The 22,952-nt window shown below is 61.5% G+C and carries 21 protein-coding genes and 1 pseudogene; 12 read left to right on the forward strand and 10 right to left on the reverse strand.

The features are described 5' to 3' along the window. Nucleotides 1–38: 38 nt before the first annotated feature. Nucleotides 39–1,943, reverse strand: coding sequence for a TRAP transporter permease (locus B5T_RS14285; protein WP_167321221.1), 1,905 nt, complete (start codon nt 1,941–1,943; stop codon nt 39–41). 430 nt (nt 1,944–2,373) lie between these two features. On the opposite strand from B5T_RS14285, the gene B5T_RS14290 reads away from it, so the two are divergent. Beyond that, the gene (locus B5T_RS14290) at nt 2,374–3,690 is read left to right on the forward strand and encodes an alkyl sulfatase dimerization domain-containing protein (protein ID WP_014995228.1); all 1,317 of its coding nucleotides are present in this window, start codon (nt 2,374–2,376) and stop codon (nt 3,688–3,690) included. Between the two features lie 23 nt (nt 3,691–3,713). Here the strand turns inward: B5T_RS14290 and B5T_RS22350 are convergent, their stop codons facing one another. Together B5T_RS22350 and B5T_RS14300 are read right to left on the reverse strand one after the other, a co-directional pair. Next, nucleotides 3,714–4,511 (reverse strand): TetR/AcrR family transcriptional regulator, encoded by a 798-nt coding sequence (locus B5T_RS22350; RefSeq protein WP_014995229.1) that lies wholly within the window; start codon nt 4,509–4,511, stop codon nt 3,714–3,716. An 87-nt stretch (nt 4,512–4,598) separates the two neighbouring features. Beyond that, entirely contained in the window at nt 4,599–5,993 is a 1,395-nt protein-coding gene (locus B5T_RS14300) for an aminotransferase-like domain-containing protein (protein ID WP_051015495.1), read from the reverse strand. A gap of 305 nt (nt 5,994–6,298) precedes the next feature. On the opposite strand from B5T_RS14300, the gene B5T_RS14305 reads away from it, so the two are divergent. Genes B5T_RS14305 through B5T_RS14335 form a run of 7 tightly spaced genes read left to right on the forward strand, consistent with a single transcriptional unit; the run spans nt 6,299 to nt 12,028 of the window. After that, nucleotides 6,299–6,781: an MSMEG_0572/Sll0783 family nitrogen starvation response protein gene (locus B5T_RS14305; RefSeq protein WP_014995231.1), complete on the forward strand. Its 483-nt coding sequence runs from the start codon at nt 6,299–6,301 to the stop codon at nt 6,779–6,781. 13 nt (nt 6,782–6,794) lie between these two features. Then, complete coding sequence (locus B5T_RS14310; RefSeq protein WP_014995232.1) at nt 6,795–7,823, forward strand: Nit6803 family nitrilase; 1,029 nt, start codon at nt 6,795–6,797, stop codon at nt 7,821–7,823. Next, a complete protein-coding gene (locus B5T_RS14315) occupies nt 7,780–8,880 on the forward strand; it encodes an MSMEG_0568 family radical SAM protein (RefSeq protein WP_014995233.1) in 1,101 nt (366 codons plus the stop codon). The genes B5T_RS14310 and B5T_RS14315 overlap by 44 nt, the downstream gene beginning before the upstream one ends. Further along, the gene (locus tag B5T_RS14320) at nt 8,877–9,419 is read left to right on the forward strand and encodes an MSMEG_0567/Sll0786 family nitrogen starvation N-acetyltransferase (protein ID WP_014995234.1); all 543 of its coding nucleotides are present in this window, start codon (nt 8,877–8,879) and stop codon (nt 9,417–9,419) included. The genes B5T_RS14315 and B5T_RS14320 overlap by 4 nt, the downstream gene beginning before the upstream one ends. Next, complete coding sequence (locus B5T_RS14325; RefSeq protein WP_014995235.1) at nt 9,416–10,405, forward strand: sll0787 family AIR synthase-like protein; 990 nt, start codon at nt 9,416–9,418, stop codon at nt 10,403–10,405. The genes B5T_RS14320 and B5T_RS14325 overlap by 4 nt, the downstream gene beginning before the upstream one ends. Before the next feature lies 1 nt (nt 10,406). Next, complete coding sequence (locus B5T_RS14330; protein WP_014995236.1) at nt 10,407–10,736, forward strand: MSMEG_0570 family nitrogen starvation response protein; 330 nt, start codon at nt 10,407–10,409, stop codon at nt 10,734–10,736. Between the two features lie 5 nt (nt 10,737–10,741). Further along, a complete protein-coding gene (locus B5T_RS14335; protein WP_014995237.1) occupies nt 10,742–12,028 on the forward strand; it encodes an MSMEG_0569 family flavin-dependent oxidoreductase in 1,287 nt (428 codons plus the stop codon). A gap of 25 nt (nt 12,029–12,053) precedes the next feature. Here B5T_RS14335 and B5T_RS23855 read toward each other — a convergent pair. From B5T_RS23855 to B5T_RS14350, 4 genes and pseudogenes are all read right to left on the reverse strand, one after another. Beyond that, nucleotides 12,054–12,134: pseudogene (locus B5T_RS23855) on the reverse strand (RcnB family protein); the annotation flags it as partial. Nucleotides 12,135–12,162: 28 nt separating this feature from the next. After that, nucleotides 12,163–12,630, reverse strand: coding sequence for a bacterioferritin (gene bfr / locus B5T_RS14340; RefSeq protein ID WP_014995238.1), 468 nt, complete (start codon nt 12,628–12,630; stop codon nt 12,163–12,165). Nucleotides 12,631–12,861: 231 nt separating this feature from the next. After that, complete coding sequence (locus tag B5T_RS14345; protein ID WP_014995239.1) at nt 12,862–15,042, reverse strand: 3-hydroxyacyl-CoA dehydrogenase NAD-binding domain-containing protein; 2,181 nt, start codon at nt 15,040–15,042, stop codon at nt 12,862–12,864. 22 nt (nt 15,043–15,064) lie between these two features. Further along, nucleotides 15,065–16,276: an acetyl-CoA C-acetyltransferase gene (locus B5T_RS14350; RefSeq protein ID WP_014995240.1), complete on the reverse strand. Its 1,212-nt coding sequence runs from the start codon at nt 16,274–16,276 to the stop codon at nt 15,065–15,067. Between the two features lie 212 nt (nt 16,277–16,488). Between B5T_RS14350 and B5T_RS14355 the strand changes: the two genes are divergently transcribed. The 4 genes from B5T_RS14355 to smrA all read left to right on the forward strand — a co-directional run bounded on the left by B5T_RS14355 (nt 16,489) and on the right by smrA (nt 19,508). Continuing rightward, nucleotides 16,489–16,923, forward strand: a complete 435-nt coding sequence (locus B5T_RS14355) for a hypothetical protein (RefSeq protein WP_014995241.1) — start codon at nt 16,489–16,491, stop codon at nt 16,921–16,923. Continuing rightward, entirely contained in the window at nt 16,913–17,548 is a 636-nt protein-coding gene (locus B5T_RS14360; RefSeq protein ID WP_014995242.1) for a superoxide dismutase, read from the forward strand. Before B5T_RS14355 ends, B5T_RS14360 begins: the two co-directional genes overlap by 11 nt. Nucleotides 17,549–17,658: 110 nt before the next feature. Next, a complete protein-coding gene (locus B5T_RS14365) occupies nt 17,659–18,438 on the forward strand; it encodes a glutathione S-transferase N-terminal domain-containing protein (protein ID WP_014995243.1) in 780 nt (259 codons plus the stop codon). A gap of 476 nt (nt 18,439–18,914) precedes the next feature. Beyond that, complete coding sequence (gene smrA / locus B5T_RS14370) at nt 18,915–19,508, forward strand: DNA endonuclease SmrA (RefSeq protein ID WP_014995244.1); 594 nt, start codon at nt 18,915–18,917, stop codon at nt 19,506–19,508. A 33-nt stretch (nt 19,509–19,541) separates the two neighbouring features. On the opposite strand, the gene sthA is transcribed toward smrA, so the two are convergent. From sthA to B5T_RS14385, 3 genes are all read right to left on the reverse strand, one after another. Continuing rightward, entirely contained in the window at nt 19,542–20,942 is a 1,401-nt protein-coding gene (sthA, locus tag B5T_RS14375) for a Si-specific NAD(P)(+) transhydrogenase (RefSeq protein WP_014995245.1), read from the reverse strand. A 97-nt stretch (nt 20,943–21,039) separates the two neighbouring features. Next, complete coding sequence (hda, locus tag B5T_RS14380; RefSeq protein ID WP_014995246.1) at nt 21,040–21,729, reverse strand: DnaA regulatory inactivator Hda; 690 nt, start codon at nt 21,727–21,729, stop codon at nt 21,040–21,042. Beyond that, nucleotides 21,726–22,871, reverse strand: coding sequence for a DUF2066 domain-containing protein (locus tag B5T_RS14385; RefSeq protein WP_041717043.1), 1,146 nt, complete (start codon nt 22,869–22,871; stop codon nt 21,726–21,728). Before B5T_RS14385 ends, hda begins: the two co-directional genes overlap by 4 nt. Nucleotides 22,872–22,952: the final 81 nt, after the last annotated feature.

A 22,952-nucleotide genomic window follows, 5' to 3' on the forward strand; every position in this document is an offset into this window, starting at 1 on the left:
GCTCAGCTGAGCCCCTCTCTCTTTTACTTATCTGTCTTTCACTTATCCGCCGATGCGCAACCAAGCCAACGCGGCCTGCGGTGCGGCATGAAATCGAACAGCAGGATAAGCAGCGCCAGAGCCAGACCGACCAGTTCCACCGAGGTGCCGCGCGCCATCAGCAATGCCGCCACCACCAGTCTCAGAATCCGCGCCAACATGCTCAGCCGCTCACCGCCAAATCCGGCGAACCCTGTGGTTACCGCCCACACCACCAGAGTCAGGCGCACCACGCCCCAGGCCAGATCCATTGGATCAAAGCCCTCCACGATCAACAGCAGCGACGGATTGAATACGAACAGGAACGGCACCAGAAATCCGACCAGAGTCAGACGTACGGAGAGCATGGCCACTTTCATCGGGTTGGCCTCGGCCAATGGCGCCGCGGCAAAGGCCGCCAGGGCCACGGGCGGCGTGATGGCGGATAGCACCCCGAAATAAAGAACGAACAGATGCACGGAAAGCAGCGGCACATCAAAGCTGGTCAGCGCCGGCCCCATGACCAAAACGATGATCAGGTAGGCCGGCAAAGTCGGCATGCCCATACCGAGAACCAGGCAGCCCAACGCGGTCAATATCAGACTTAACAGCAAACTGCTCTCGCCCAGCCCGGCCACCGCCTGCGCGAAGCTCAGTCCCAGACCTGTGAGGTCCATGCCGGCGATGACGATACCAATGGCCCCCACCGCGATCATGATGCGCGAGCCGGCCACGCCGCCTTTTGCCAAAGCGCCGATCAACGCCCAGGGACGGCGGCGAATTTCCGGATTGAGGAAACCAAAGGCCATGGCCACCAGCGTCGCCCACACCCCGGCCATGGCCGGCGAGCGGCCCGCGGCCAGCACCAGAATCACCGTCAAAACCGGTGCCACGAACATTAGCGAACGCAGCCAGTCGTCCTTGGTCAGGACCGGCAATTCATGCTCCGGAGTGGGCTTGATACCAAGCCGGCGAGCCTCGTAGTACACCGCCGCGAACAGAGCGATCACGTAGAACGCCGCCGGCAATAACGCCGCCACGCAAATCAGCAGATAAGGTGTGCCGGTAAGCTGCGCCATCATGAACGCGGCGGCGCCCATTACCGGAGGAATCACCTGCCCACCGGTGGACGCGGCGGCTTCGACGGCACCGGCGAAGGCGGGGCTGAAACCGCGCTTCTTGATCATCGGAATGGTGAAAGCGCCGGTCCCCGCCACGTTGGCGGTAACACTGCCAGACATGGTACCGAACAGCATGCTGGCAAAGATCGCGGCGTGGGCCGGACCACCGGGCAGGCGGCCAGTGACACGAATGGACATACGCACCAGCGCCGGTCCGGCGCCGGTAGCCTCAAGCATGACGCCGAAGATGATGTAGATGAACAGCAACTCGATCATCACCGCCACCGGCGTGCCGAATACGCCGCTGAAGCCGTACCACATTCCCTGCATGATCTGATCCAGGGAAAAGCCGGCGTGGCGCAAGGCATCGGGCAGCAGATCGCCCCACAGGCAGTACAGCAAGGTCACACCAGCGAACAAGGACAGCCCGAGGCCGAACTCCCGGCGGGTCAGTTCAATCACCGCCACCACGCCAGTCAGCGCGATCAACTGATCGGTGCGGCTGTAGTCGACCAGCATGTTTTCCATATCACCGGCGAAGGCCAGAAAACGCGCGACCGCCAACAAGATCGCACCGACCAGGACCAGGTCGATGAGCCAGAACAAGGTGCGAATCAATGCGGTACGTGGCGGATTCGCCACCACCAACGGTTTGACCAGTACGGCGACGAGAATACAAGCAGCGAACGTCAGCGGACGCTGATAGCTCGGATCAAAGATCCCGAAAAGAGACGTATAAATACTGATGGCGGCCAGAACCACGGCAATCGCCAAGCCAAGCCGACGACTTGAATCTGTGAGCACTCTCCCTCTCCCGTGGACATCGAAGTCCACCTTGGTTTTTTTGTGCGCTCATCAGATCATGCCGATTTAATGACTGTCAATTAGATTGTTACCAATACCTCAAACGCCATGACAATTTATTCATTGCCTGACACTGCCCAAAGAGGCATAAGTGAACATTCGTTCAAGACGCAAATTTTTATCCTGTAAAAACCATAAGTCATTGTATTTATTTTATTTTACCTTAAATTAACATGAAAAAAACGCACAGATGTCGGCATGCAGAATCTCACCCCAAAGAAACTTCGACTCGCCACTTCCATCTCTAAACCAAACATGATTCCCCTAAAAAGTAATGCGAGAACATGAATTTCACCTATCTTTTCTAATGAAGTGACATTACTTTAGGTAGCACTCTGTTCCTGATTTTCACCCTCAGAGGAGACCTCAAGTGATCAACGAAGAACTCAGAGCTATCGGCGATGCCTGCTGGGACCGGTTTGATTTCGGCCGTGACTGGAATCGCCATCTGCACGGCAGCCAGGTCATACCGATCAATGACCACCTGGTCTACATCGCTTCGAAAGGCGTGGTGGGTAACGTCACCGTCCTCAATACCGGACAGGGCCTGGTGGTGTTCGACAGCGGCAGCCGCAATACCGCCGCCGCCATTCATAAGGCGATCCGCGCCTGGTCGGACCAGCCCATCCGTCATGTCGTCTATACCCACGGCCATCTGGACCACGCCTTTGGCACACCACTGTTCGACCAGGAAGCACAACAAGCCGGGGAGCCCAAACCCGAGGTCATCGGCCAGGCCAACATCCGCCGCCGTTTCGAGCGCTATCAGAGCAGCGCTGGATGGAATGCACGCATCAACGGCCGGCAGTTCAAGGTGGCGGGCTTCCACTGGCCGGAGGAGTACCGTTACCCGGACCGCTTCTATGAAGAACAGATGATTCTGGAATGCGGCGACAACCAGGTGGAGCTCAACCACGGCATGGGTGAAACCGACGACCATACCTGGAGCTGGATTGCGGAGGACCGTACCGTTATTACCGGGGATTTCATCATCTGGGCAGCGCCCAATGCCGGCAACCCACAAAAGGTCCAGCGCTTTGCCCACCAATGGGCGCAAGCCTTACGCGCCATGGCAGCAAAGAAACCGGAAGTGCTGGTGCCCGGCCACGGACCGGCGGTGTTCGGTGCCGACCGTGTCGCCACACTACTGGACGACACCGCCACTTTCCTGGAGACCATCCATGACCAGACTTTGGAGGGTATGAACCAGGGCTTGCCCCTGGCCGATATCGTGCAACAGATGACGCTGCCCGAAGGTCTGCTCGACCGGCCCTATCTGCATCCTTCCTACGATGATCCGGAGTTTCTGATTCGCAATGTCTGGCGTTTGTACGGTGGCTGGTATGACGGCAATCCAGCGCACTTGAAGCCGGCACACCCGGACGCGCTAAGCGGTGCCCTGGCGGAACTCTGTGGCGGAGCACAAGCCCTGACACAGGCCGCGGCCAAGCACCTGGACCAGGGCGATCTGCGCCTGGCCGGCCACCTCAGTGAAATGGCGGTGCGCGCGGAACCGGAGAATCAGGAAGCTCACCGGGTTCGCGCGGCTGTGAATCAGGTACGGGCCAAAGCAGAGACCTCGCTGATGGCCAGGGGCATTTTCACCGATGCCGCCAACGCCTCACTGAAGGCACTGGGCGGTGACGGTGGCGAGGGCTATTCTCGAAATCAAGTTGGTATCGGATAAAGCTTTTTTAATTCTCACGGCGCTTAAGTGGCACCAGGATCAACACCCTCGGTGCCACCATAGGCAGTATCCCCGTAGATGGAAACCTCAATATAGGCTGGCAACCCATGGCGCGCCCCGGCTTCCCGAATGGCTGCCAGCGTGGCTGGTGACAGGGGCGCATCGTACATCGCCGCGGTGGAGGTAATCATATCTTCCACGCGAATCCAGCCTTCCTCATACCTGAAATCCTCCCCTTTTTCCCACAGAATGCGCTCCAGCGCCGCCAGGCCGTTAGTGTGGATATACTGCATATTGAGGAAGCGTTGCTCAATGATTGCCCGAGGAATATAGGGACGGCTCTCACGTAAAGCAGCCAGGCACTTCTCCATTCCCTTTCCATACATATTGTTGAAATACAGCCAGAGTTTGCGCTCCATACGTAGTTGCACAAGGAAGCGCAGATAGAAACTACGATTTCCATCATCCAGTAGGTAACACGCCAATGGCATGATGGCGCAGCGTACCGTCTGTTCGGTGGACAAAGGCCTTCCGCCGTTGCCACGCTTCATCTCGTCAAACATGGTCTGGCGGGCATGATCAAGGGGATTCGCACGCAACGACAAAACGGATTCGATGATCGCTTCCCGGGAACCGAAATAATAATGGATCGCCGATTCGTTTTTCTGTCCGGCCTCCTCACGAATCTGGCGTAAGGAAGCGCCCTGCACGCCATGGATGGCAAAGACCTTCTCCGCCGCCAGGGTCAGCTCCAATTTGGTTCCGGAAATCTCTTCCGCCTTGCTCTTCTTACGACGCGTGGGTTTCCTTGCTGCCGCCATCCTTCTCCACCCTTTACAAAAATTAATGGAACAATACTAACATTATTCCATTAGCCGGGCTTGCGATCCCTGTTGATTGCCACTGGCTCAGAAAAAACCGGCGCTGGCCGCACCGGGCTGATCCAGAGTGTCGGCAATCAAATGCAGTGCGTGCGCCAGATCCTGACGGCTGATCGGCCCGCCAAGGCACAATCTCACCGCCTCCGGCGGCTTGCCATTCACCGCGAAGGCATCACTGACCACGACATTGATGCCCTGCGCTCTCATGCGCGCGGCAAAGGCCACCCGGCTCCAGGGCCCGGGCATTCGCAGCCACACGTGGAACGCTTCGGGGTGGGTTTGGTAATCGGCTCCCGAAAGGTTTTCGTTCACCAGCGCCTGCCGCAACTGCGATTCCTTACGGGTCAGAGAAACCGCCAGATCGGCCGTTCCATCCTGCACCCAACACGAGGCCAAAGCCGCCGTGACCGGAGAAGCCATTACCGTGGTGGCCCGCAACGTGACCGCCAACCGGGATTTCAGACGCGCTGAAGGCAACACCAGGTATGCGATTCTCAGTCCCGCTCCAAGCGATTTACTGAACCCACAGAGATAGTAGGTCAGCTCAGGCGCCAAGGCGGCCAGCGCGGTGGGTCGGTGGGTCGGCAACAAACCATAGGCATCATCCTCGATGATCGGCAGGCTATAGCGCCGGGCGACCTGGACCAGCCGCTGGCGGCGCTCCTCACTGAGCGTCACTACCGCAGGATTGAGTAACACCGGATTGCAGTACAGCGCCTTGGGGCGGTGCTCCGCGCATAACCGCGCCAGATCATCCGGGTCGATACCGTCCTGATCCAACGGCAACCCGATCAAGCGAATCCCGAGCTGGCCGGCGATGGCGCGCAGGCCCGGATAAGTCAGTGCCTCGCACACCACCACATCTCCGGGCCGGGCGAGACTGCCAAGCACCGCCAGCAACGCGCTCTGTACGCCCGGGCAGACCAGAACCCGATCAACATCAATGGTCAGCGGGCGGCGCTGCAGCCAGGCCACCGCCGCCGCCTTGTCCTCGGCGGACCCACCGAACCCCTGGTAGCGCATTAATGGCTGCAGGTCCGGCCCCAGGGCACGCAGCCCCGCCTCCATGCGCTCTCGCAATAGCGGGTTCCCGGATTCCGGCGGCAGGTTCATGGTCATATCCACGGCGCGGTCGGCGCTGGCGCCGCGACGACTTATTCCCCCCGGCCGACACACAAAAGAGCCTTGTCCAACCCGAGAATAAATCAAACCGCGCCGCTGGGCCTCGTTGTAGGCCTTGGAGATCGTGGCGTAGTTCAGACTCAGCAATCCCGCCAGGTCCCGCAACGGCGGCAACCGCTCTCCCACCGCCAGCCGCCCGGCAAGGATGTCATCGGTAATGGCATCGGCAATCCGGATATAAATCGGCTTGTCGCCGTCCTTGAGAATAGGCCGCCAGGGCTCGTCACGGACGTTCTTCACTTTTTCCCATCTCCAAAAATCAGCGTTTTCGCACCACCGAGGGGCATAACCCGCACCGACACGGATCAGTTCGCGAGCCACTGCCCCGTTCCCACCGCCCACTTTGATTGGTCCGCTCTTCCTACCATTGACGAAAAAGTCGCCAAGAGCACGGTGCATTAGCGCAAAACCAGACCAACCAATCAATCAATTTTTTATTTGATTGGCACTTTGATTGCAATTGTTAATGCCGAGATTGTTAACGCAGAGGATGGCGACCAGATACGGACCGCCCCCATTGCTTCCATCACTCCGAGGAGACCGTTATGCCTACCGTAAGCAAAGCAGCACATCAGAAAGGTGATTTTTTTGTCGACTACGAAGAAAAGGTATTCGAGGACGTCAAGGCGGAGCCCGGAGAAAAGGCATTGGTGACCTTTCATACCGTTGCCTTTGAAGGCTCCATTGGCCTGGTCAATATGTTGCAGGCCACAAGATTGTTGCGCAAAGGGTTCGACACCTCGGTACTGCTCTATGGTCCCGGCGTCACCCTGGGTGTCCAGCGTGGTTTCCCGACCCTCGGCGATGAGGCGTTCCCCGGGCATATGGCGATCAATAATCAGATCACCAAGTTCATGGGAGAAGGCGGCAAGGTCTACGCCTGCCGCTTCGCTCTTCAAGCCCTTTATGGGCACGGCGAGCCGTCATTGATTGAGGGGATCACACCAATCAATCCATTGGACGTTCTGGATCTGGTACTGCTTCATCGCCGGGACAACGCCTTCATCCTCGACACCTGGACCCTGTAACCGGAGAGGCGCGATGAGCGATGCTCGCACGGTAACGGCCGCGGCGGCCCAGGTCGCCCCGGACCTGGAAATTCCCGGCGGCACCTTGAACAAGGTCTGCGCCCTGATCGAAGAGGCCGCCGGACAGGGTGTGGAACTGATTGTGTTCCCGGAAACCCTGGTGCCCTACTACCCGTATTTCTCGTTCGTGCGCGCGCCGGCGTTCTCCGGCCCGGACCATCTCGCGCTGTATCAACAGGCGGTGACGGTACCGGGCCCGGAGATCGACCGGGTCGCCGCCCTGGCCCGCCGCCACGCCATGGTGGTGGTGCTGGGCGTCAACGAGCGGGATCAGGGCACGCTGTACAACACCCAGGTGGTGCTGGACCGTGACGGCCGTCTGCTGCTCAAACGCCGCAAGATCACCCCCACCCATCATGAACGGATGATCTGGGGCCAAGGCGACGCCAGCGGCCTCACCGTGGTGGACAGTGGCGTCGGTCGCATCGGCGCCCTTGCCTGTTGGGAGCATTACAACCCGCTGGCGCGCTACGCGCTGATGACTCAGCACGAGGAAATTCACTGCGCGCAATTCCCCGGTTCCATGGTCGGCCAGGTGTTCGCCGATCAGATCGAGGCGGCCATGCGTCATCACGCGGCGGAGTCCGGCTGCTTCGTGGTCAACGCCACCGGCTGGTTGGAAAACCATCAGATCGAAGCGATCACCACCGATCCGGCGCAACAGAAAGCGCTGCGCGGCGGTTGCATGACCATGATCGTATCACCGGAGGGCAAGGTACTCGGCCAGCCCCTCACCGAAGGCGAAGGCCTGTGCGTGGCGGAGCTGGACATGGGCCTGATCCTCAAACGCAAACGGATGATGGATTCGGTCGGCCATTACGCCCGCCCGGAACTACTGAGCTTGATGATTGACCGCCGTCCGGCGGCCACCTCCCACGATCTCACCCGATACGGCGGCGACAGCGATCCCGCCTTTGCCATTGCCAGGAGCGACGACGATGAGTGCGAACAGCAAGCTCTCCGAGCGGCAGCTCATCAATGAACTGCAAACCCGGGGTGTACGCCTGACCGATCCTGCCGCCGGAGCCCCCAGCCGGCGCGGCGGCGCCGGCCCGTCCGATCACAAGGCCGTCGAGATCGGCGGCAAGGTGGTAATGATCCCGGTGCACACCGCCGGTGCCGGTAACTCACCCTATCGTCTGGATGGCGCCAGGGTATCGCGCGACGGCCAGGAAATCGCGCGTATGGCGTTCACCGATACGCCGCGCTTCTACGATCTCAAAACCGCCGAGGGCATACCCTACTCCCACATCGCCACCCTGCATGGCAAGGATGTGCTCGCCACCACCGTGTTGCAGACCTGCATTCGCTACAACAATCGCAAGATCTCGTGCCAGTTTTGCGCCATCGGCCAGTCCCTGGACGAAGGCCGCACCATCGCCCACAAGACCCCGCAGCAACTCGCCGAGGTGGCGCGGGCGGCGGTGGAATTGGACGGCGTCAAACATATGGTGATGACCACCGGCACCCCGAATCTGCAGGATCGCGGCGCCCGGGTGCTGTGCGACAGCGCCGAAGCGGTAACCGCCGCCGTCGATCTGCCGATCCAGGGTCAGTGCGAACCACCGGATGATCGCGCCTGGTTCCGCCGCTTGCGCGACAGCGGCATCCAGAGCCTGGGCATGCACCTGGAAATCGCCACCCCGGCGCTGCGCGAGACCCTCATGCCGAGCAAGTCATCGATCACCGTGGAACACTATCTGGAGGCGTTCGCCGACGCCGTGGACGTATTCGGTCGTGGCCAGGTGAGCACCTATCTGCTGGCCGGGCTGGGCGACACCGTCGACACCACTCTCGCCTTATGCGAGCGGCTGGTGGCTCTGGGCGTCTATCCCTTCGTGGTGCCGTTCGTGCCAATCTCCGGCACACCACTGGCGCATCACCCAGCGCCGACGGCGGCACACATGAAGCGCATTCTGGAACCGCTTGGCACGCTGTTACGCAAGGCGGAGTTGCGCTCCACCGAGATCAAGGCCGGCTGTGGCCGCTGCGGCGCCTGTTCGTCACTGTCCGCGTTCGAGGAGGAGGCCGCCTCATGATCCTGGAACCGGTCAAACCATTCCGCAGCTGCGAATACGCGGTGAAAACCACGACCGAGGCGTGGGAATACCGCGCCGCGCGCACGCTGCGCCAAACGGTGTTCTGCCAGGAACAGCGTCTGTTCGAGGACAACGACGACGATGCCCACGATCATCACGCCATCACCATCGTCGCCCTCGCCTACGTGGCCGGTGGCCCGGAGGAAGTGGTCGGCACGGTGCGCATCCACAGCGACCGCCCGGGTATCTGGTACGGCTCGCGCCTGGCGGTGGCGCGCGGCTATCGCCGTGATGCCCACCTGGGCAGCGCACTGATCCGGCTGGCGGTGGGCCACGCCAGGGCGCTGGGCTGTGAGAGTTTTTTCGCCCAGGTACAGGCCGCCAATGAAGCGCTCTTTCAGCGACTGCACTGGCGTACCTTGCGGTATCAGACCCTGCACGGGTTGGAACACGCCTTGATGCGCGCCGACCTGTCCCACTATCCGCCCCTGCCCGAAGGGCGCCTGCCGCTACTGACCCGTGCCAGGAGGGCATCGTGAATCTGCATGCCCTGATGCGCGGTTTGCGCGACAGCAACGCCTTCGCCCATAAACGTGATATTCAGCCCATGATCGCCGGCCTCGCAGGGCTGGACAGCGGTGCCCTGCCGTTGGGTGATGACAGCGCCGCCCTGCGCGACGGCGACGGCCACCTGTTGATCGCCATAGAGGGCTTCATCAATGAATTCGTCGCCGCCGAGCCGGCCTTCGCCGGCTATTGCGGCGTGATGGTCAATGTCAGCGACATCTACGCCATGGGCGGCCGGCCGCTGGCGGTGGTCGATGCCCTGTGGAGTGATGGGTCGGAACACGCCGACGCGATACTGGGCGGTTTGCGCGAAGCGGCGGCGAAATACCGTGTGCCGGTGGTCGGCGGCCACAGCAACGTTCGCACCGATCGCCCCCAGTTGGCGGTGGCGATTCTGGGACGCGCCCGGGCCCTGTTGACCAGTTTCGACGCCAATCCCGGAGATAGCCTGATCACGGTTTACGATCCGCGTGGCCGCTATCGTCCGGTGGCTGACAACTGGGATGCCAGCAGTGAAGCGCCGGCCGAGCGTCTGCGCGGCGATCTTGAAATCCTGCCGATGCTGGCCGAACAAGGCCTGTGCCGGGCCGCCAAGGACATCAGCATGGCCGGCGTGGTGGGCACCACGCTGATGCTGCTGGAAGCCTCCGGGGTCGGCGCGGTGCTTGACCTCGATGCCCTGCCCCGTCCCGCCGGCGTGCCGCTGGAGCGCTGGCTGCGCACTTTTCCCAGCTACGGTTTCGTGCTGTCGGTGGCACCGGCGCACCGCGCCGCGGTGCTGCGCGCCTTCCATGAAAGAAATCTGGCCGCCGCCGAGGTCGGCACGGTGACCGCCAGCGGCCGCTTCGAACTGTCGCTCAACGGCAAACGGGGTTTGTTCTGGGACCTGCGGCGCCAGCCGTTCATCGGTAGCACACCACGTTCCCAATCGCTTTGCGCGATCCACCAAGGAGGCTGATATGCCTGAAGTTCATTTTGATCTGCACTGGCCGGATGGCAGCGAAATGCACTGCTACTCACCATCCACCGTGGTGCGGGACTATTTCCACGCCGGCGAGAGCTATCCGTTGGCTGAATTCCTGCGCCTCAGCCACGACGCCCTGACCCTGGCCGGCGACCGGGTGGAAGCCAAATACGGTTACCGCTGCAGCAGCGCCGACAGTCAGTTGCTGGCCATCGAACGCCGCGGTCGCCAGTTCGCCAACCAGGCGCGCGCCCGCGTCACCGTGACACGGATCGACCCGCCGGTTGCCGTTACCACCGTTGCTGTTACCACCAAGGAGTCCTGATTCCCATGAACGCCTCGATTCAGTATTTCCCGCGCCACCACTATCCGGTCATCGTGGTGGGCGGCGGGCAGGCCGGCCTGTCCGCCAGCTATCTACTGCAACAGCGCGGCATCGATCATCTGGTCCTGGAAAAACATCAGGCCTTCCACGCCTGGAAACATCAGCGCTGGGACAGCTTTTGCCTGGTCACGCCCAATTGGCAGTGCCGCTTGCCCGATCACCCCTATGACGGCGGCGATCCGCACGGGTTCATGGTCAAGGACGAGATCATCAGTTGGATGGAGCGCTTTCGCGCCGCCTTCGAACCGCCGTTGTTCGAAGGTGTCACCGTTACCCGGGTGATTGCCCTTGATGTGGGCGGCTACCGCCTGGAAACCGATCATGGGCCGCTCACCGCCGACCAGGTGGTGATCGCGGTCAGCAGCTATCACCTCCCCAAAATTCCCGAGTACGCCGCCAATCTGCCGCCTTCGATTCATCAGCTGGACGCCTCCGCCTACAGCAATCCGGATGCCCTCCCCGACGGCGCCGTACTGGTGGTGGGTACCGGCCAATCCGGCTGCCAGATCGCCGAGGACCTGCACCTTGCCGGACGTGACGTGCATCTGGCGGTGGGCCCGGCCCCGCGAGTATCGCGCTTCTATCGCGGCCGCGACGTGGTGGACTGGCTCGACGATATGGGCCATTACCGCATTCCAGTGCAGGAGCACCTCACCGAGGAACAGGTGCGCGCCAAGGCCAATCACTATGTCACCGGCCGCGACGGTGGCCGCGACATCGACTTGCGTCGCTTTGCCCTGGAAGGCATGCGGCTCCACGGCCGGCTCAATGACATCGGCGCTGGCGTGGCGCATTTCGGCAACGATCTCAAGCACAACCTTGATGCCGCCGATGCCACCAACGCCCGCATCAAAGGCAACATCGACGAGTACATCGCCCAACAGGGCATCATTGCACCGGAGGAGCAACCCTACCAACCGGTCTGGGAACCACCTCGCGACCCGGTGACGTGCCTGGACCTGGAAGCGGCGAACATCGGCGCGGTGATCTGGTGCATCGGCTACGCTCCGGACTTCAGTTGGATCGATGCACCGGCTTTCGACGCCACCAGTTACCCGAAACAGGTACGCGGCGTCACCGCCAGTCCCGGCCTCTATTTTCTTGGCCTGCCCTGGCAGAACACCTGGGGATCCGGACGTATTTACGCCATCGCCGAGGACGCCGGATATGTCGTGGAGAGGGTCGCCGATGCCGCTGTACAACTTCCCCAACGTCGTCTTACCGGGTCGTGACAACAGAACCGATGGCGCGCCCGATTCAGGATCCGCCAACGATGGAGACAATGACGCCGGTGGCGATGACAGTCAGCAGAAAGTCATTACCCACTTTTACCCAGTGGTGGGCCGGCGATCCGGCGACCGCGCCGTCAGGACATTTGCGACTGGCGGTAGTTTTCCTCGCCGATGTGCTTGATCAAACGCAGCTGTTGTTCCAGCCAGTGGGTATGATCCTCTTCCGTGTCCTGCAACTGCTGGCGCAGCATTTCCCGGGTCACGTAATCCCCCACCGACTCACACAATGCCATGGCTTTGGCCAGATCTTCCCGCACTTTATATTCGAGACGCAGATCCGCCTCCAGCATCTCCATGACGGTGCGGCCCGCAGACATGGCATGGGGCGTCATATCCGGCACGCCTTCCAGGAACAATAGCCGCCGCAGAATGGCATCCGCGTGTTCGGTCTCTTCCTGCATCTCGTGGTTGATGCGCTCGTAGAGGCGGCCATACCCCTGATCCTCGTACTGGCGTGAATGCAGAAAATACTGGTCACGGGCGGCCAGTTCGCCGCGCAGCAGCTCCTGCAAACACTTGATCACATCAGGATGGCCCTTCATGGAAAAACTCCTCGAATTACAGATAACCGGACAACGTGCGCAGTATGACGCTCCTCGTTGCGACACGCCAGCCCTGGCGAAGATTTTATCATTTAATTCAAAGAGTTAGAGAACAGCTAGCGGAATAACGAATCGCAACCAGAATGGTTATCGAGCGCACCGCCGCCCTCATAACGCACAAAGCCCGGATCAAACGACCCGGGCTTCGGCGTTTCCAACGAAAGCGGCGGACTATTTGAAGATCTCGCCTTTCTCCGCTTTTTCCACCAGCAGCGGCGGCGGATTGAAACGCTCACCGTAGCGATCGGCCAGTTCCTCGGCACGGGCCACGAAGCCGCGCAGACCACCCTCGTACTGGTTCATGTACTGCACCACACCGCCGGACCAGGCCGGAAAACCAATGCCAAAGATGGAACCAATGTTGGTATCGCCAACGGACTCGATCACCCCTTCCTGGAAGCACTTGACCGTTTCCAGGGCTTCGGCGAACAGCATCCGCTCCTGCATATCCCGGAACGGAATAGCTTCCCGGGCCGGGAACTGCTCCTTCAAACCGGCCCAAAGGTGCGCCTTGCCATTATCCGGATATTCATAAAAGCCCTTGCCATCCAGCTTGCCGGGGCGATCCAGTTGGTTGACCATTTTCTCCATCACCGCCAGCGCGGGATGGGCCTGGGGGCTACCGCCCTGCGCCTGCGCCGCCTGCTTGTACTCACCGGCAATCTTCAGGGACAGCTTCATGTTGATCTCATCGATCAGCTTGAGCGCGCCCACTGGATAGCCGGCCTGAGTGGCGGCCTGCTCAATGGAGTTGGCGTTCTGCCCTTCGCCGACCATGGCGATGGCTTCGTTGATGAAGGTGCCGATCACCCGGCTGGTGAAGAAGCCGCGGGAGTCGTTGACCACGATCGGCGTCTTGTTGATTTGCAGAGTGTAGTCGAACACCTTGGCCAGCACTTCGTCGCTGGTGTTCTCACCACGGATGATTTCCACCAGCGGCATTTTATCCACCGGGCTGAAGAAATGGATGCCGATGAAGTTGTCCTGTTTCTTCACCCCTTCCGCCAGGCCGGTGATCGGCAGCGTCGAGGTGTTGGAGCCCAGCACCGCGTCCGCATTGACCACGTCCTCGATTTCCTGGAACACCTTGTGCTTCAGGTCGGTGTTTTCGAACACGGCTTCGACGACGAAGTCCACGCCTTGCAGATCTTTAACGTCAGCGGAGGGCGTAATACGGGCAAGGATTTCTTCTTTCTTTTCCTTGCTCATCCCGCCCTTGGACACCGCCTTGTCCAGCAGCTTCTCGGAGTACGCCTTGCCTTTCTCCGCGTTCTCCAGAGAAACATCCTTGAGCACCACCTCGGCACCGGAACGGGCGGTGACGTAGGCGATCCCCGCGCCCATCATGCCGGCACCGAGCACCGCCACTTTTTGCGCTTTGTATTTCGGCACATCCTTGGGACGGCTGGCGCCGGCGTTGATGGCCTGCAGATTGAAGAAAAAGGCGGTGGTCATGTTCTTCGCCACCTGACCGCAAGCCAGCTCAACGAAGTAACGGCCCTCGATCTTGATCGCATTGTCGAAGTCCACCTGGGCGCCTTCCACCGCCGCCGCCAGGATATTGCGCGGTGCCGGATAATTGGCGCCTTTGAGCTGCTTGCGCAGATTGGCGGGGAACGCCGGCAGGTTCTGCGCGAAACCGGGGTTGCTCGGCGAACCGCCGGGAATCTTGTAGCCTTTCTCGTCCCAGGGCTGTTTGGCCTTGGGGTTGGCTTTGATCCAGGCACGGGCCTGTTCCAGCATCGCTTCCGGGGTATCCACGACTTCGTCGACAAGACCCAGCGCCTTGGCTTTGTCCACCTTGTGGCGCTGGCCTTGCAGCAGGACCTGCATCAGAGCGTTCTGAATCCCCAGCATGCGCACGGTGCGTACCACACCGCCGCCACCGGGCAACAGCCCCAGGGTCACCTCCGGCAGACCGAATACCGCTTTCGGATTGTTCAGCGCGATACGGTGATGACAGGACAAGGCGATTTCCAGACCGCCGCCCAGGGCGGTGCCGTTCAACGCGGCCACCACCGGAATCCCCAGGGTTTCCAGGGTACGCAGCTGTGCCTTGGCGGTTTCCACACCGGCGGAAAATTCCGCCGCCCGCTCCGGCGTTACCTGGATCAGATCGTTCAGATCGCCGCCGGCAAAGAAGGTGCTCTTCGCCGAGGTAATGATCACCCCGGTGATGTTGTCCTTTTCTTTTTCCAGCCGCTCGACGGTGGCGGCCATGGAGCGCATGTAGCGCTCGTTCATGGTATTGGCGGATTGCTTGGGATCATCCAGGACCAGGGTGACGATATTGTCCGCGTCCTGTTCCCAGCGGATGGTGCTTTCTTTGTCGTTAAGGGTTTGCTCATTCATGATTCTTTTCTCTCCGTCCGGCTCACAGGCGCTCGATGATGGTGGCGATCCCCATGCCACCGCCCACGCAGAGGGTGCACAGTCCGTACTTCTGGTCACGACGTTCCAGCTCATCCAGCACGGTGCCCATGATCATGGCGCCGGTGGCGCCCAGCGGGTGGCCCATGGCGATGGCACCGCCATTGACGTTCACCTTGTCGTGACTCAGGCCCATGTCCTTCATGAAACGCATGGCCACGGAGGCGAAGGCTTCGTTGATTTCCACCAGGTCGATCTGATCGATGGTCATGCCGGCTTTCTTCAGTACCTTGCGGCAAGCCGGCGCCGGGCCGGTGAGCATGATGGTGGGATCAGCGCCGCTGATGGCGGTGGCCACCACTCGCCCTCGCGGTGTCATGCCGTAATCCTTGCCTACCTGGGCATTGCCGATGGCCACCAGAGAAGCGCCATCGACAATGCCGGAGGAGTTGCCGCCGGTGTGCACGTGATCGATCTTCTCCACCCAGTGGTATTTCTGCAGCGCCACGGCGTCGAATCCGCCCATTTCGCCCATGACGGCAAACGACGGATTCAAGTTGCCAAGCACATCGGCGGTAGTGCCCGCGCGCACATGTTCGTCCCGGTCGAGCACCACCAGGCCATTGCGGTCCTTCACCGGCACCACGGAGCGCTGGAAGTAGCCTTTTTCCCAGGCATTGGCGGCGCGGGCCTGGGACTCAGCGGCGAATTCGTCCACATCGCGGCGGGAAAAGCCTTCGATGGTGGCGATCAGGTCGGCGCCGATGCCCTGAGGCACGAAGCCGGTTTCGTAGTTGGTGATCGGATCCATCGCCCAGGCGCCGCCGTCGGAGCCCATCGGCACCCGGCTCATGGCTTCAACACCGCCGGCCAGAATCAGATCGTCCCAACCGGACGCCACTTTCTGGGCCGCCGTGTTAACCGCTTCCAGGCCGGACGCACAAAACCGGTTCAGTTGATAGCCCGCCACCGTTTCCGGCAGACCGGCGGCCAGGGCCGCGGTCTTGGCGATACAGGCTCCCTGATCCCCCACCGGCGAGACCACGCCGAGCAACACATCGTCGATGCGGTTGACGTCCATATTGGGGAAACGATCGCGCAATTCATCAATCAACCCCACCACCAGATCCAGAGGTTTGACGGTATGCAGGGAGCCATCCTTCTTGCCACGCCCACGGGGGGTGCGGATGGCATCGTAAATATAGGCTTCGGTCATGTAAGCGTTCCTCTCGCCCTCGCGGCCTGAGCAGGCTCGGCGTTCCGGGGTAACGATAATTATTGAGGTGAACAGATATTGAGGCGAACAGAGTGCCCCAGGGCCGAAACGGCCACAATGACGGGAGCGATCACGGATACTGAGCGAAAAAGACAGCATTCCGTCTCTTGCCTCCCTTTTAAATAATATTAATTCGCATTACGATTAACGGAATGGACAGCAAAGCCCTGCTCCGGCTAGGTAACGAAGCCTTCGCCACGCAACGCTACGCCGAAGCTCAGGACCGCTACCGCCAGGCCATCAGCGCCCTGGCAACCGCCCTCCAATGCCGGCGCCCCGCCGACACCGACGCCCTGATTCTGTATTCCATCGCCATTCAGAACCTCGCGGACACCCACGCCCGGCGCGAACGACCGGAGTTGATCCGGGATGTCCTGCTGGAAGGCTGTCTGCATCTGGCCCTGTGGATGAACGGAGCGTTGTCACGGGGTATCGGCGGCTGCGCGCTGGGCGAGTTTGGCCGGCTGAGGGTGCGGTTGCTGGCTTTGCATCAATCCGGCGCCGGATCGCTCGATCCACATCAGCAGCAGGCGCTGGAGGACGCCACACGTCTTTTAACGTTAGAAGGTAGTTACCATGATTCATGAGTTTCCGGACTTACCGTACGCCTACGACGCCTTGGAACCGGTGATCGACGAGACCACCATGCGCGTGCACCACACCCGCCACCATCGCACCTATTACGACAAGTTCGTTGCCGCCATTCGCGGCAGCGATCTGGAACAACAACCAATGGAGACCATTTTCGCCCGCATTTCCCAACACCCGCCTGCGGTGCGCAACAACGGCGGTGGCTATTACAACCACACCCTGTATTGGAACGTGATGTCACCGGATGGCGGCGGCGATCCGGTGGGCGCGCTGGCGGATGCTCTGCTGGCCAAATACGGTTCCTTCGATGAATTCAAAACCGCTTTCGCCAACGCCGGCATCAACCAGTTCGGCTCCGGTTTTGCCTGGCTTTCGGTTACCACGGACGGTGATCTGGCGATCAGCTCCACCGGCAATCAGGACAATCCGCTGATGGACACCGCCGAGGTGCGCGGCACACCGATTCTGGGTTGTGATGTGTGGGAGCATGCCTACTATCTCACCTACATGAATAAGCGCCCGGACTACATCGACGCCTGGTGGAAAGTGGTCAACTGGCCCTACGTGAACCAGTTGTATGAACAGGCTCTGGCTCAGGCACCGCGGCAAAAATCGGCCTGACGGCGACACCGCTCCTGGCGCCTAGAGCCTGTTCATGATCTCACCGGCGCCAGGGCCATTGTTCCGACGCGGCGTCATGGCCAAGGTAGAGCGGAACAAGGAGGAGCCTTATGTCATATCTGGATATCGCCCGCTCACTGGCTTCCAGCGCCGCGCAAAATGGCCGGGGCATTGCCACCCGCCCGCGTGACAGGCAGCCGGAAGAGCCTTTGGAATTGTACGACATTGAAGCCTGTCCCTATTGCCGGCTGGTGCGTGAAACGCTCACCGAGCTGGATCTGGACGTGCTGATTTTCCCTTGTCCCAAAGGCGGCAACCGCTACCGGCCTCTGGTGGAAAATCTCGGTGGGCAAACCCGGTTTCCGTTCCTGATGGATCCGAACACCGGCGCGGCGCTGTATGAGTCGGAAGACATTATCGATTACCTGCACCGGGAATACGGCGACCGCCTGCCGCCCGGGCGCGGGCTGGCCTCCCGCTTGCGGTTAGTGTCGTCGTTCACCGCGTCGGTGCCCCGTGGCCGCCGTGGGCTGCGCGCGCGCCCCGCCGGCCTGGCGGAGCGGCCGCTGGAACTGTACTCCTTCGAGGCCAGTCCGTTTGCGCGCCTGGTGCGGGAGCGGCTGTGCGAGATGCAACTGCCGTACCTGATCCGGCAATGCGGCCGGGACCATTGGATGGACTGGGTGCTGCCGGCGGTACGCGACCGCCTGAACCTGAATTACCGGCCCAGCCAGCGCAACCGGCGGCGTCTGATCACCATCACCGACATGGTGGCGATCCCGTATCTGGTGGATCCGAACACTGGCGAAGAGCGTTATGAATCGACTTCGATCCTGGAATATCTGGACTACGCCTACCAGGAACCCGATACCGCTCCCCGGGCGGTGTGAACAGGGTCGTATGAATATTGCGTTGCGCCTCTTCTCCGGCGCCGGGTTCGGTGCTATATAGGTGGTGCGGCTTCGCCGCGCCTGTTATTACGAGTCTTTTGTATTACGGATCTTTTTTGCGAGTACAGAACAGAGAGTACTGAACATGAGTCGTCGCCACTTTGATGACTACGACGCCAAAGAATGGCAAGAAGAGCATAGTCGGGTAGCGAAGGAACGTCGCAAGCGGGACGCCAAGAAGCATCGCCATCAAACCGATGACGAGGCTGCGGAGGCCCCCGGTCGCCCCCGATCACCGCGTCCCTCGCACTGATCGACCTTTTCTCCCGGTCCCCAAGGGGTATGCTCGCATACCCCCTGTGGTGCTTTTTTCCGAATTCCGCCTTTCTCCCTCGCCACGAGGCCGACATCCCGCCGCTGCCATCCCCCGAGACTTTGTGTAACATCCAAATAAAGTTCCGTGTCCGGAGGGTGCCATGAACGACCATGACGACGATCTGTTTCGCAAAGAAATGACCGGTGTGGCACCGCTCAAGGACGACGGTCGCGTGCGCCTGAGCCGCCCTCAGCCCCCCAGCCTGGCCCAGCAGCAACGCCGCGCCGCCGCCACCGCCCGTGCCGCCCGGGACGGCAACCCCCTGACCTTGCCGGAATTCGTTCCGGAAGCCGGCCCCCACGACATCGTCGGGCAGAAGAAAAACGGCGTGCAGGAAGGGGTGTTCCGCAAATTGCGATTGGGCAAATACGAAACCCAGGCCCATCTGGACCTGCACCGGGTTCGTTTGCTCGATGCCCGCGAGCAGGTCTTCCGCTTTCTCCAGGAGGCACAGGTCCAGGGCTTGCGCACCGTGCAAATCAGCCATGGCAAAGGCCAGCACAGCGAGCGCCCCGGCCTGCTGAAAAGCTACGTACTGCACTGGCTCACCGAGTATCCGGAGGTGCTGGCCTTCCACAGCGCGCCGCAGAATCAGGGCGGCGCCGGCGTCACCCTGGCGCTGTTGAAGAAAAGCAGCGACGCGCGGCAGAAAAACCGGGAGTTTTTTTACGAGCGCAGCCGCGCACAGAGGTAGGTCGGACGTCAGACCTGTTTCGTCCGGCCTGTTTCAGCGTCTGACCCGGTTCACTCCGTTGATCGCCGCCACCCGGTAGGCTTCCGCCATGGTGGGATAGTTGAAGGTGGTATCGACGAAATAATGCAGCGTGTTGTTCGGCGCCGGCTGACGCATCACCGCCTGCCCCACATGCACGATTTCCATCGCCTGGTAACCGAAACAGTGAATCCCCAGCACCGCCAGGGTCTCGCGGTGGAACAGGATTTTCAGCATACCCACCCGCTCACCGGTGATCTGCGCCCGGGCCAGATTCTTGAAGAACGCTTGCCCCACTTCGTAGGGCACCTTCGACTCGGTGAGTTCCTGTTCGGTCTGCCCCACCGAGCTGATACCGGGGATGGTGTAAATGCCGGTGGGGACATTCTCCACCTGCTTCACCGGACCGCCGGTGACGATACCCTCGGCGCAGAACCGTCCCTGGTCGTAGGACGCGCTGGCCAGGGACGGCCAGCCCACCACATCACCCACCGCGTAAACGTTCTCCGCCGCCGTGCAATAGCGCTCGTCGACGCTCAACTGACCGCGGCTGTTGGCTTCCAGCCCCAGATTCTCGATACCCAGATCCTGGGTGTTACCGGAGCGGCCGTTACACCACAGCAGCGCGTCCGCGCGCAATCGTTTTCCGGACCGCAATTCCAGAGTCACACCGTCGTCGTCGGCGATGATCCGCGAGTATTCCTCGCTGTGACGGATCGTGGCCCCTTCATCGCGCAGGTGGTAGCTGAGCGCATCGGAAATTTCCGTGTCGAGGAAATCCAGCAGATGCTGCCGGTTATTGACCAGGTCCACGCGCATGCCCAGGCCGGTGAACATGCAGCCGTATTCACAGCCGATCACGCCAGCGCCATAGACGATGATGTTACGTGGCGTGTGCGCCATGTTGAGGATGGTGTCGGAGTCATATATGCGCGGATGGTCGAAGTCCACGTCCGCCGGATGATAAGGCCGCGAGCCGGTGGCGATGAGAATATTGCGGGTACGCAACAGCCACTGACGACCAACCGGATCATCCACGCGCACTTCGCCCGGCCCCTGGATATAACCGAGCCCGGAAAATAAACGTACCCGGTTACGAATATAGAAGTCGGTGCGCACTTGCACCTGGGAGTCGATCACTTCCCCGCTACGGCGGATCAGGTCCTGCCACTGCACCTGACGCGGATTGATCAGACCACGCAGCAACGGATTGCGTTGCGAGCGGATCACCTGACGCACCTGGTGACGCAGCGCCTTGGATGGGATCGTGCCCCAATGCGTGCAGTTACCGCCAACCCGGTTCTGGCTCTCGATCATGGCAACGCGCAGACCGCCCTTGGCCGCCTGCATCGCCGCCGCCTCCCCCGCCGGTCCACTGCCGATGATGACTAGATCCCAACCGGAACTGATATCCATAGCGTCTCCTTATCGACTTAGTGGTGATCACGAGATCACGCGAGGGTGTTCGGTGCTGTTTCGCTAGTATAGGAAAAAAGGCGGATCCCCGCCGGGGTCACCAATCAAAAACATCCTTGATGAAAGGGATGGTCAGCGCACGCTGACGGGCCAGCGCCATATGATCCAGCGTGGCCAGCCGCTCCAGCAGCGCCGCCGGTGAGCGCTCGCTGCGCATGGCCAGATAACGGGCGGCTTCACCATTGATGCGTAAACCGCGCTCACCGGCGCGCCTTACCACCAATTCCGTCAGCGCCTGCTCATCCAGGGGTTGTAGCCGGATCACCGGTCCCGCCGCCAGCCGCGTGGCCAGATCCGGCAATTGCCAGGGCGTTGCCGCCGGTGAAGCGGAAGCGGTAAACAGCAGCACGCCACCGCCGGCCATGACGCGGTTATAGAGGTGGAACAGGGCTTCTTCCCAGCGCGGCTGGCCGGCGAACTGGTCGACGTCGTCCAGCGCCAGCAGAGCGAATTGCTCCATGCCGTCAAAGACATCGGGCACCAGCGGCAACAGCTCCTTGGCCGGCAACAGACAGGCGGAACGGCCCAGCGCCTGAGCGTGACGCACCGCGCCTTCCAACAGATGGCTCTTGCCCTGGCCCTCGCCGCCCCACAGCAATACCTGATGTTCCTCACCCTGGGCCGCGGCTTTCACCGAGGCCAGGGCCAGGCCGTTGTCACCGGCGTGAAAATTGTCCAGGTCATGCCCTTCACGCAATTGCAGGGCCAGCGGTAACTGGTTGCTCATGGTTGCCAGCAATACAGGGCACGCCCCTGACTGTCCCCGCATTCGCTGAGGCCGGCCACATCCCGGGCCGGCGTCAGCCCCGCGGGGCTCAATTGGATCAACACCTGATCGCCGTCAAGGGAGCGAACCTCCACCGACACCACGCCGGGTGCCTGGGACAGCGCCTGACGCAAAGCGGTCAGGTCACGCAGAGAGCCAACCCCGCGTACCGCCAGCAACGTCATGTCATCGAAACTGTCCGGTCCGGTGGCGGACGGCGCCGGGCCACCGGGCACCACCGGCCCGATGCCGGCGGACGTGGCGGACGGAGAGGTCAACGGAGAGGTCGGTGGGTCCGTTTGCTGGCCGTCGGCGGCGCGGCTCTCATTGCTATAGCGCTCATTGAGGGTATCGGCCACCGCCGTCACCATGGCGGAGAGCAATGCCCCTCGTTCACCGTTATCACGATCCTGCGTCACCGTTTCGCGGCCTTCCATCAAACGCCAGTTGAGGGTCTCCTGACGGCCGTCGTACAACACCGCGGTGGCCACCCAGTCACTGCCGTAACGGCGCGACGCCGCCAGCACCGGTTCATCGAAACGGCCACGGATGTCCGCCACGGTGAGCGCCTCGCGGTCCTGTTCGTCCCAGGCCGGGAAGCGCAACGTCACGCCGCGTTGCGCCGCCACGTCCGTCATCGCATCGGCCAGATCATCGCCGGCACTGACCACGCTGCCGCGCCCGCTGCCCGCCACCATCCACACCAGCACCGTGGGCGGCTCTCCCCGCCACACCGGCGCACCCTGGTTGGCCAGGTAACGGCGCAGGGCGGCACCGTCAAATTCCAATTCCAGCCGGGTGGCATCACCCTCCTGCTGATAGCGGTAAGCCTGCAGCCAGCGATCCGGCGTGGCCAGAGCTCCGGCCACGCCGGGCAGGTCGGCCACCTCGGCCTGGCCGGTCAGGCGTCTGGTCAGTGTTTCCAGCCCTGCACGGAGCGCCTCGTCGCCGGGCGCCTCACCACCGGGCCCATCGCTCACGGGCAGCGACACCTGCCCCAGGGTATCGGCCCCCGCGCCCGGCGCCAGGGCCAGCAATAACAGTATGCAGCACAGTAATCGGGTCATCAGTTCGGTCCAGCGGGCCTTGATTGGGCGCGCCATTATCCCCTATCCGAACGCCGCTGGCGAACCGTCCGTCGGCCCGTTTCCACTCCTGGTCCGCGATTGCTAGAATACGCGCCT

Source organism: Alloalcanivorax dieselolei B5 (assembly GCF_000300005.1).
Lineage (GTDB): Bacteria > Pseudomonadota > Gammaproteobacteria > Pseudomonadales > Alcanivoracaceae > Alloalcanivorax > Alloalcanivorax dieselolei.

Excerpts from the sequence above, each read along its gene's own strand:
- B5T_RS14355 (WP_014995241.1), top strand. The coding sequence starts at position 16,489 with ATGGACAGCAAAGCCCTGCTCCGGCTAGGTAACGAAGCCTTCGCCACG.
- B5T_RS22350 (WP_014995229.1), bottom strand. The coding sequence starts at position 4,511 with ATGGCGGCAGCAAGGAAACCCACGCGTCGTAAGAAGAGCAAGGCGGAA.
- smrA (WP_014995244.1), top strand. The coding sequence starts at position 18,915 with ATGAACGACCATGACGACGATCTGTTTCGCAAAGAAATGACCGGTGTG.
- sthA (WP_014995245.1), bottom strand. The coding sequence starts at position 20,942 with ATGGATATCAGTTCCGGTTGGGATCTAGTCATCATCGGCAGTGGACCG.
- B5T_RS14315 (WP_014995233.1), top strand. The coding sequence starts at position 7,780 with ATGAGTGCGAACAGCAAGCTCTCCGAGCGGCAGCTCATCAATGAACTG.
- B5T_RS14350 (WP_014995240.1), bottom strand. The coding sequence starts at position 16,276 with ATGACCGAAGCCTATATTTACGATGCCATCCGCACCCCCCGTGGGCGT.
- bfr (WP_014995238.1), bottom strand. The coding sequence starts at position 12,630 with ATGAAGGGCCATCCTGATGTGATCAAGTGTTTGCAGGAGCTGCTGCGC.
- B5T_RS14365 (WP_014995243.1), top strand. The coding sequence starts at position 17,659 with ATGTCATATCTGGATATCGCCCGCTCACTGGCTTCCAGCGCCGCGCAA.
- B5T_RS14310 (WP_014995232.1), top strand. The coding sequence starts at position 6,795 with ATGAGCGATGCTCGCACGGTAACGGCCGCGGCGGCCCAGGTCGCCCCG.
- B5T_RS14345 (WP_014995239.1), bottom strand. The coding sequence starts at position 15,042 with ATGAATGAGCAAACCCTTAACGACAAAGAAAGCACCATCCGCTGGGAA.
- B5T_RS14305 (WP_014995231.1), top strand. The coding sequence starts at position 6,299 with ATGCCTACCGTAAGCAAAGCAGCACATCAGAAAGGTGATTTTTTTGTC.
- B5T_RS14330 (WP_014995236.1), top strand. The coding sequence starts at position 10,407 with ATGCCTGAAGTTCATTTTGATCTGCACTGGCCGGATGGCAGCGAAATG.
- hda (WP_014995246.1), bottom strand. The coding sequence starts at position 21,729 with ATGAGCAACCAGTTACCGCTGGCCCTGCAATTGCGTGAAGGGCATGAC.
- B5T_RS14360 (WP_014995242.1), top strand. The coding sequence starts at position 16,913 with ATGATTCATGAGTTTCCGGACTTACCGTACGCCTACGACGCCTTGGAA.
- B5T_RS14385 (WP_041717043.1), bottom strand. The coding sequence starts at position 22,871 with ATGGCGCGCCCAATCAAGGCCCGCTGGACCGAACTGATGACCCGATTA.
- B5T_RS14335 (WP_014995237.1), top strand. The coding sequence starts at position 10,742 with ATGAACGCCTCGATTCAGTATTTCCCGCGCCACCACTATCCGGTCATC.
- B5T_RS14320 (WP_014995234.1), top strand. The coding sequence starts at position 8,877 with ATGATCCTGGAACCGGTCAAACCATTCCGCAGCTGCGAATACGCGGTG.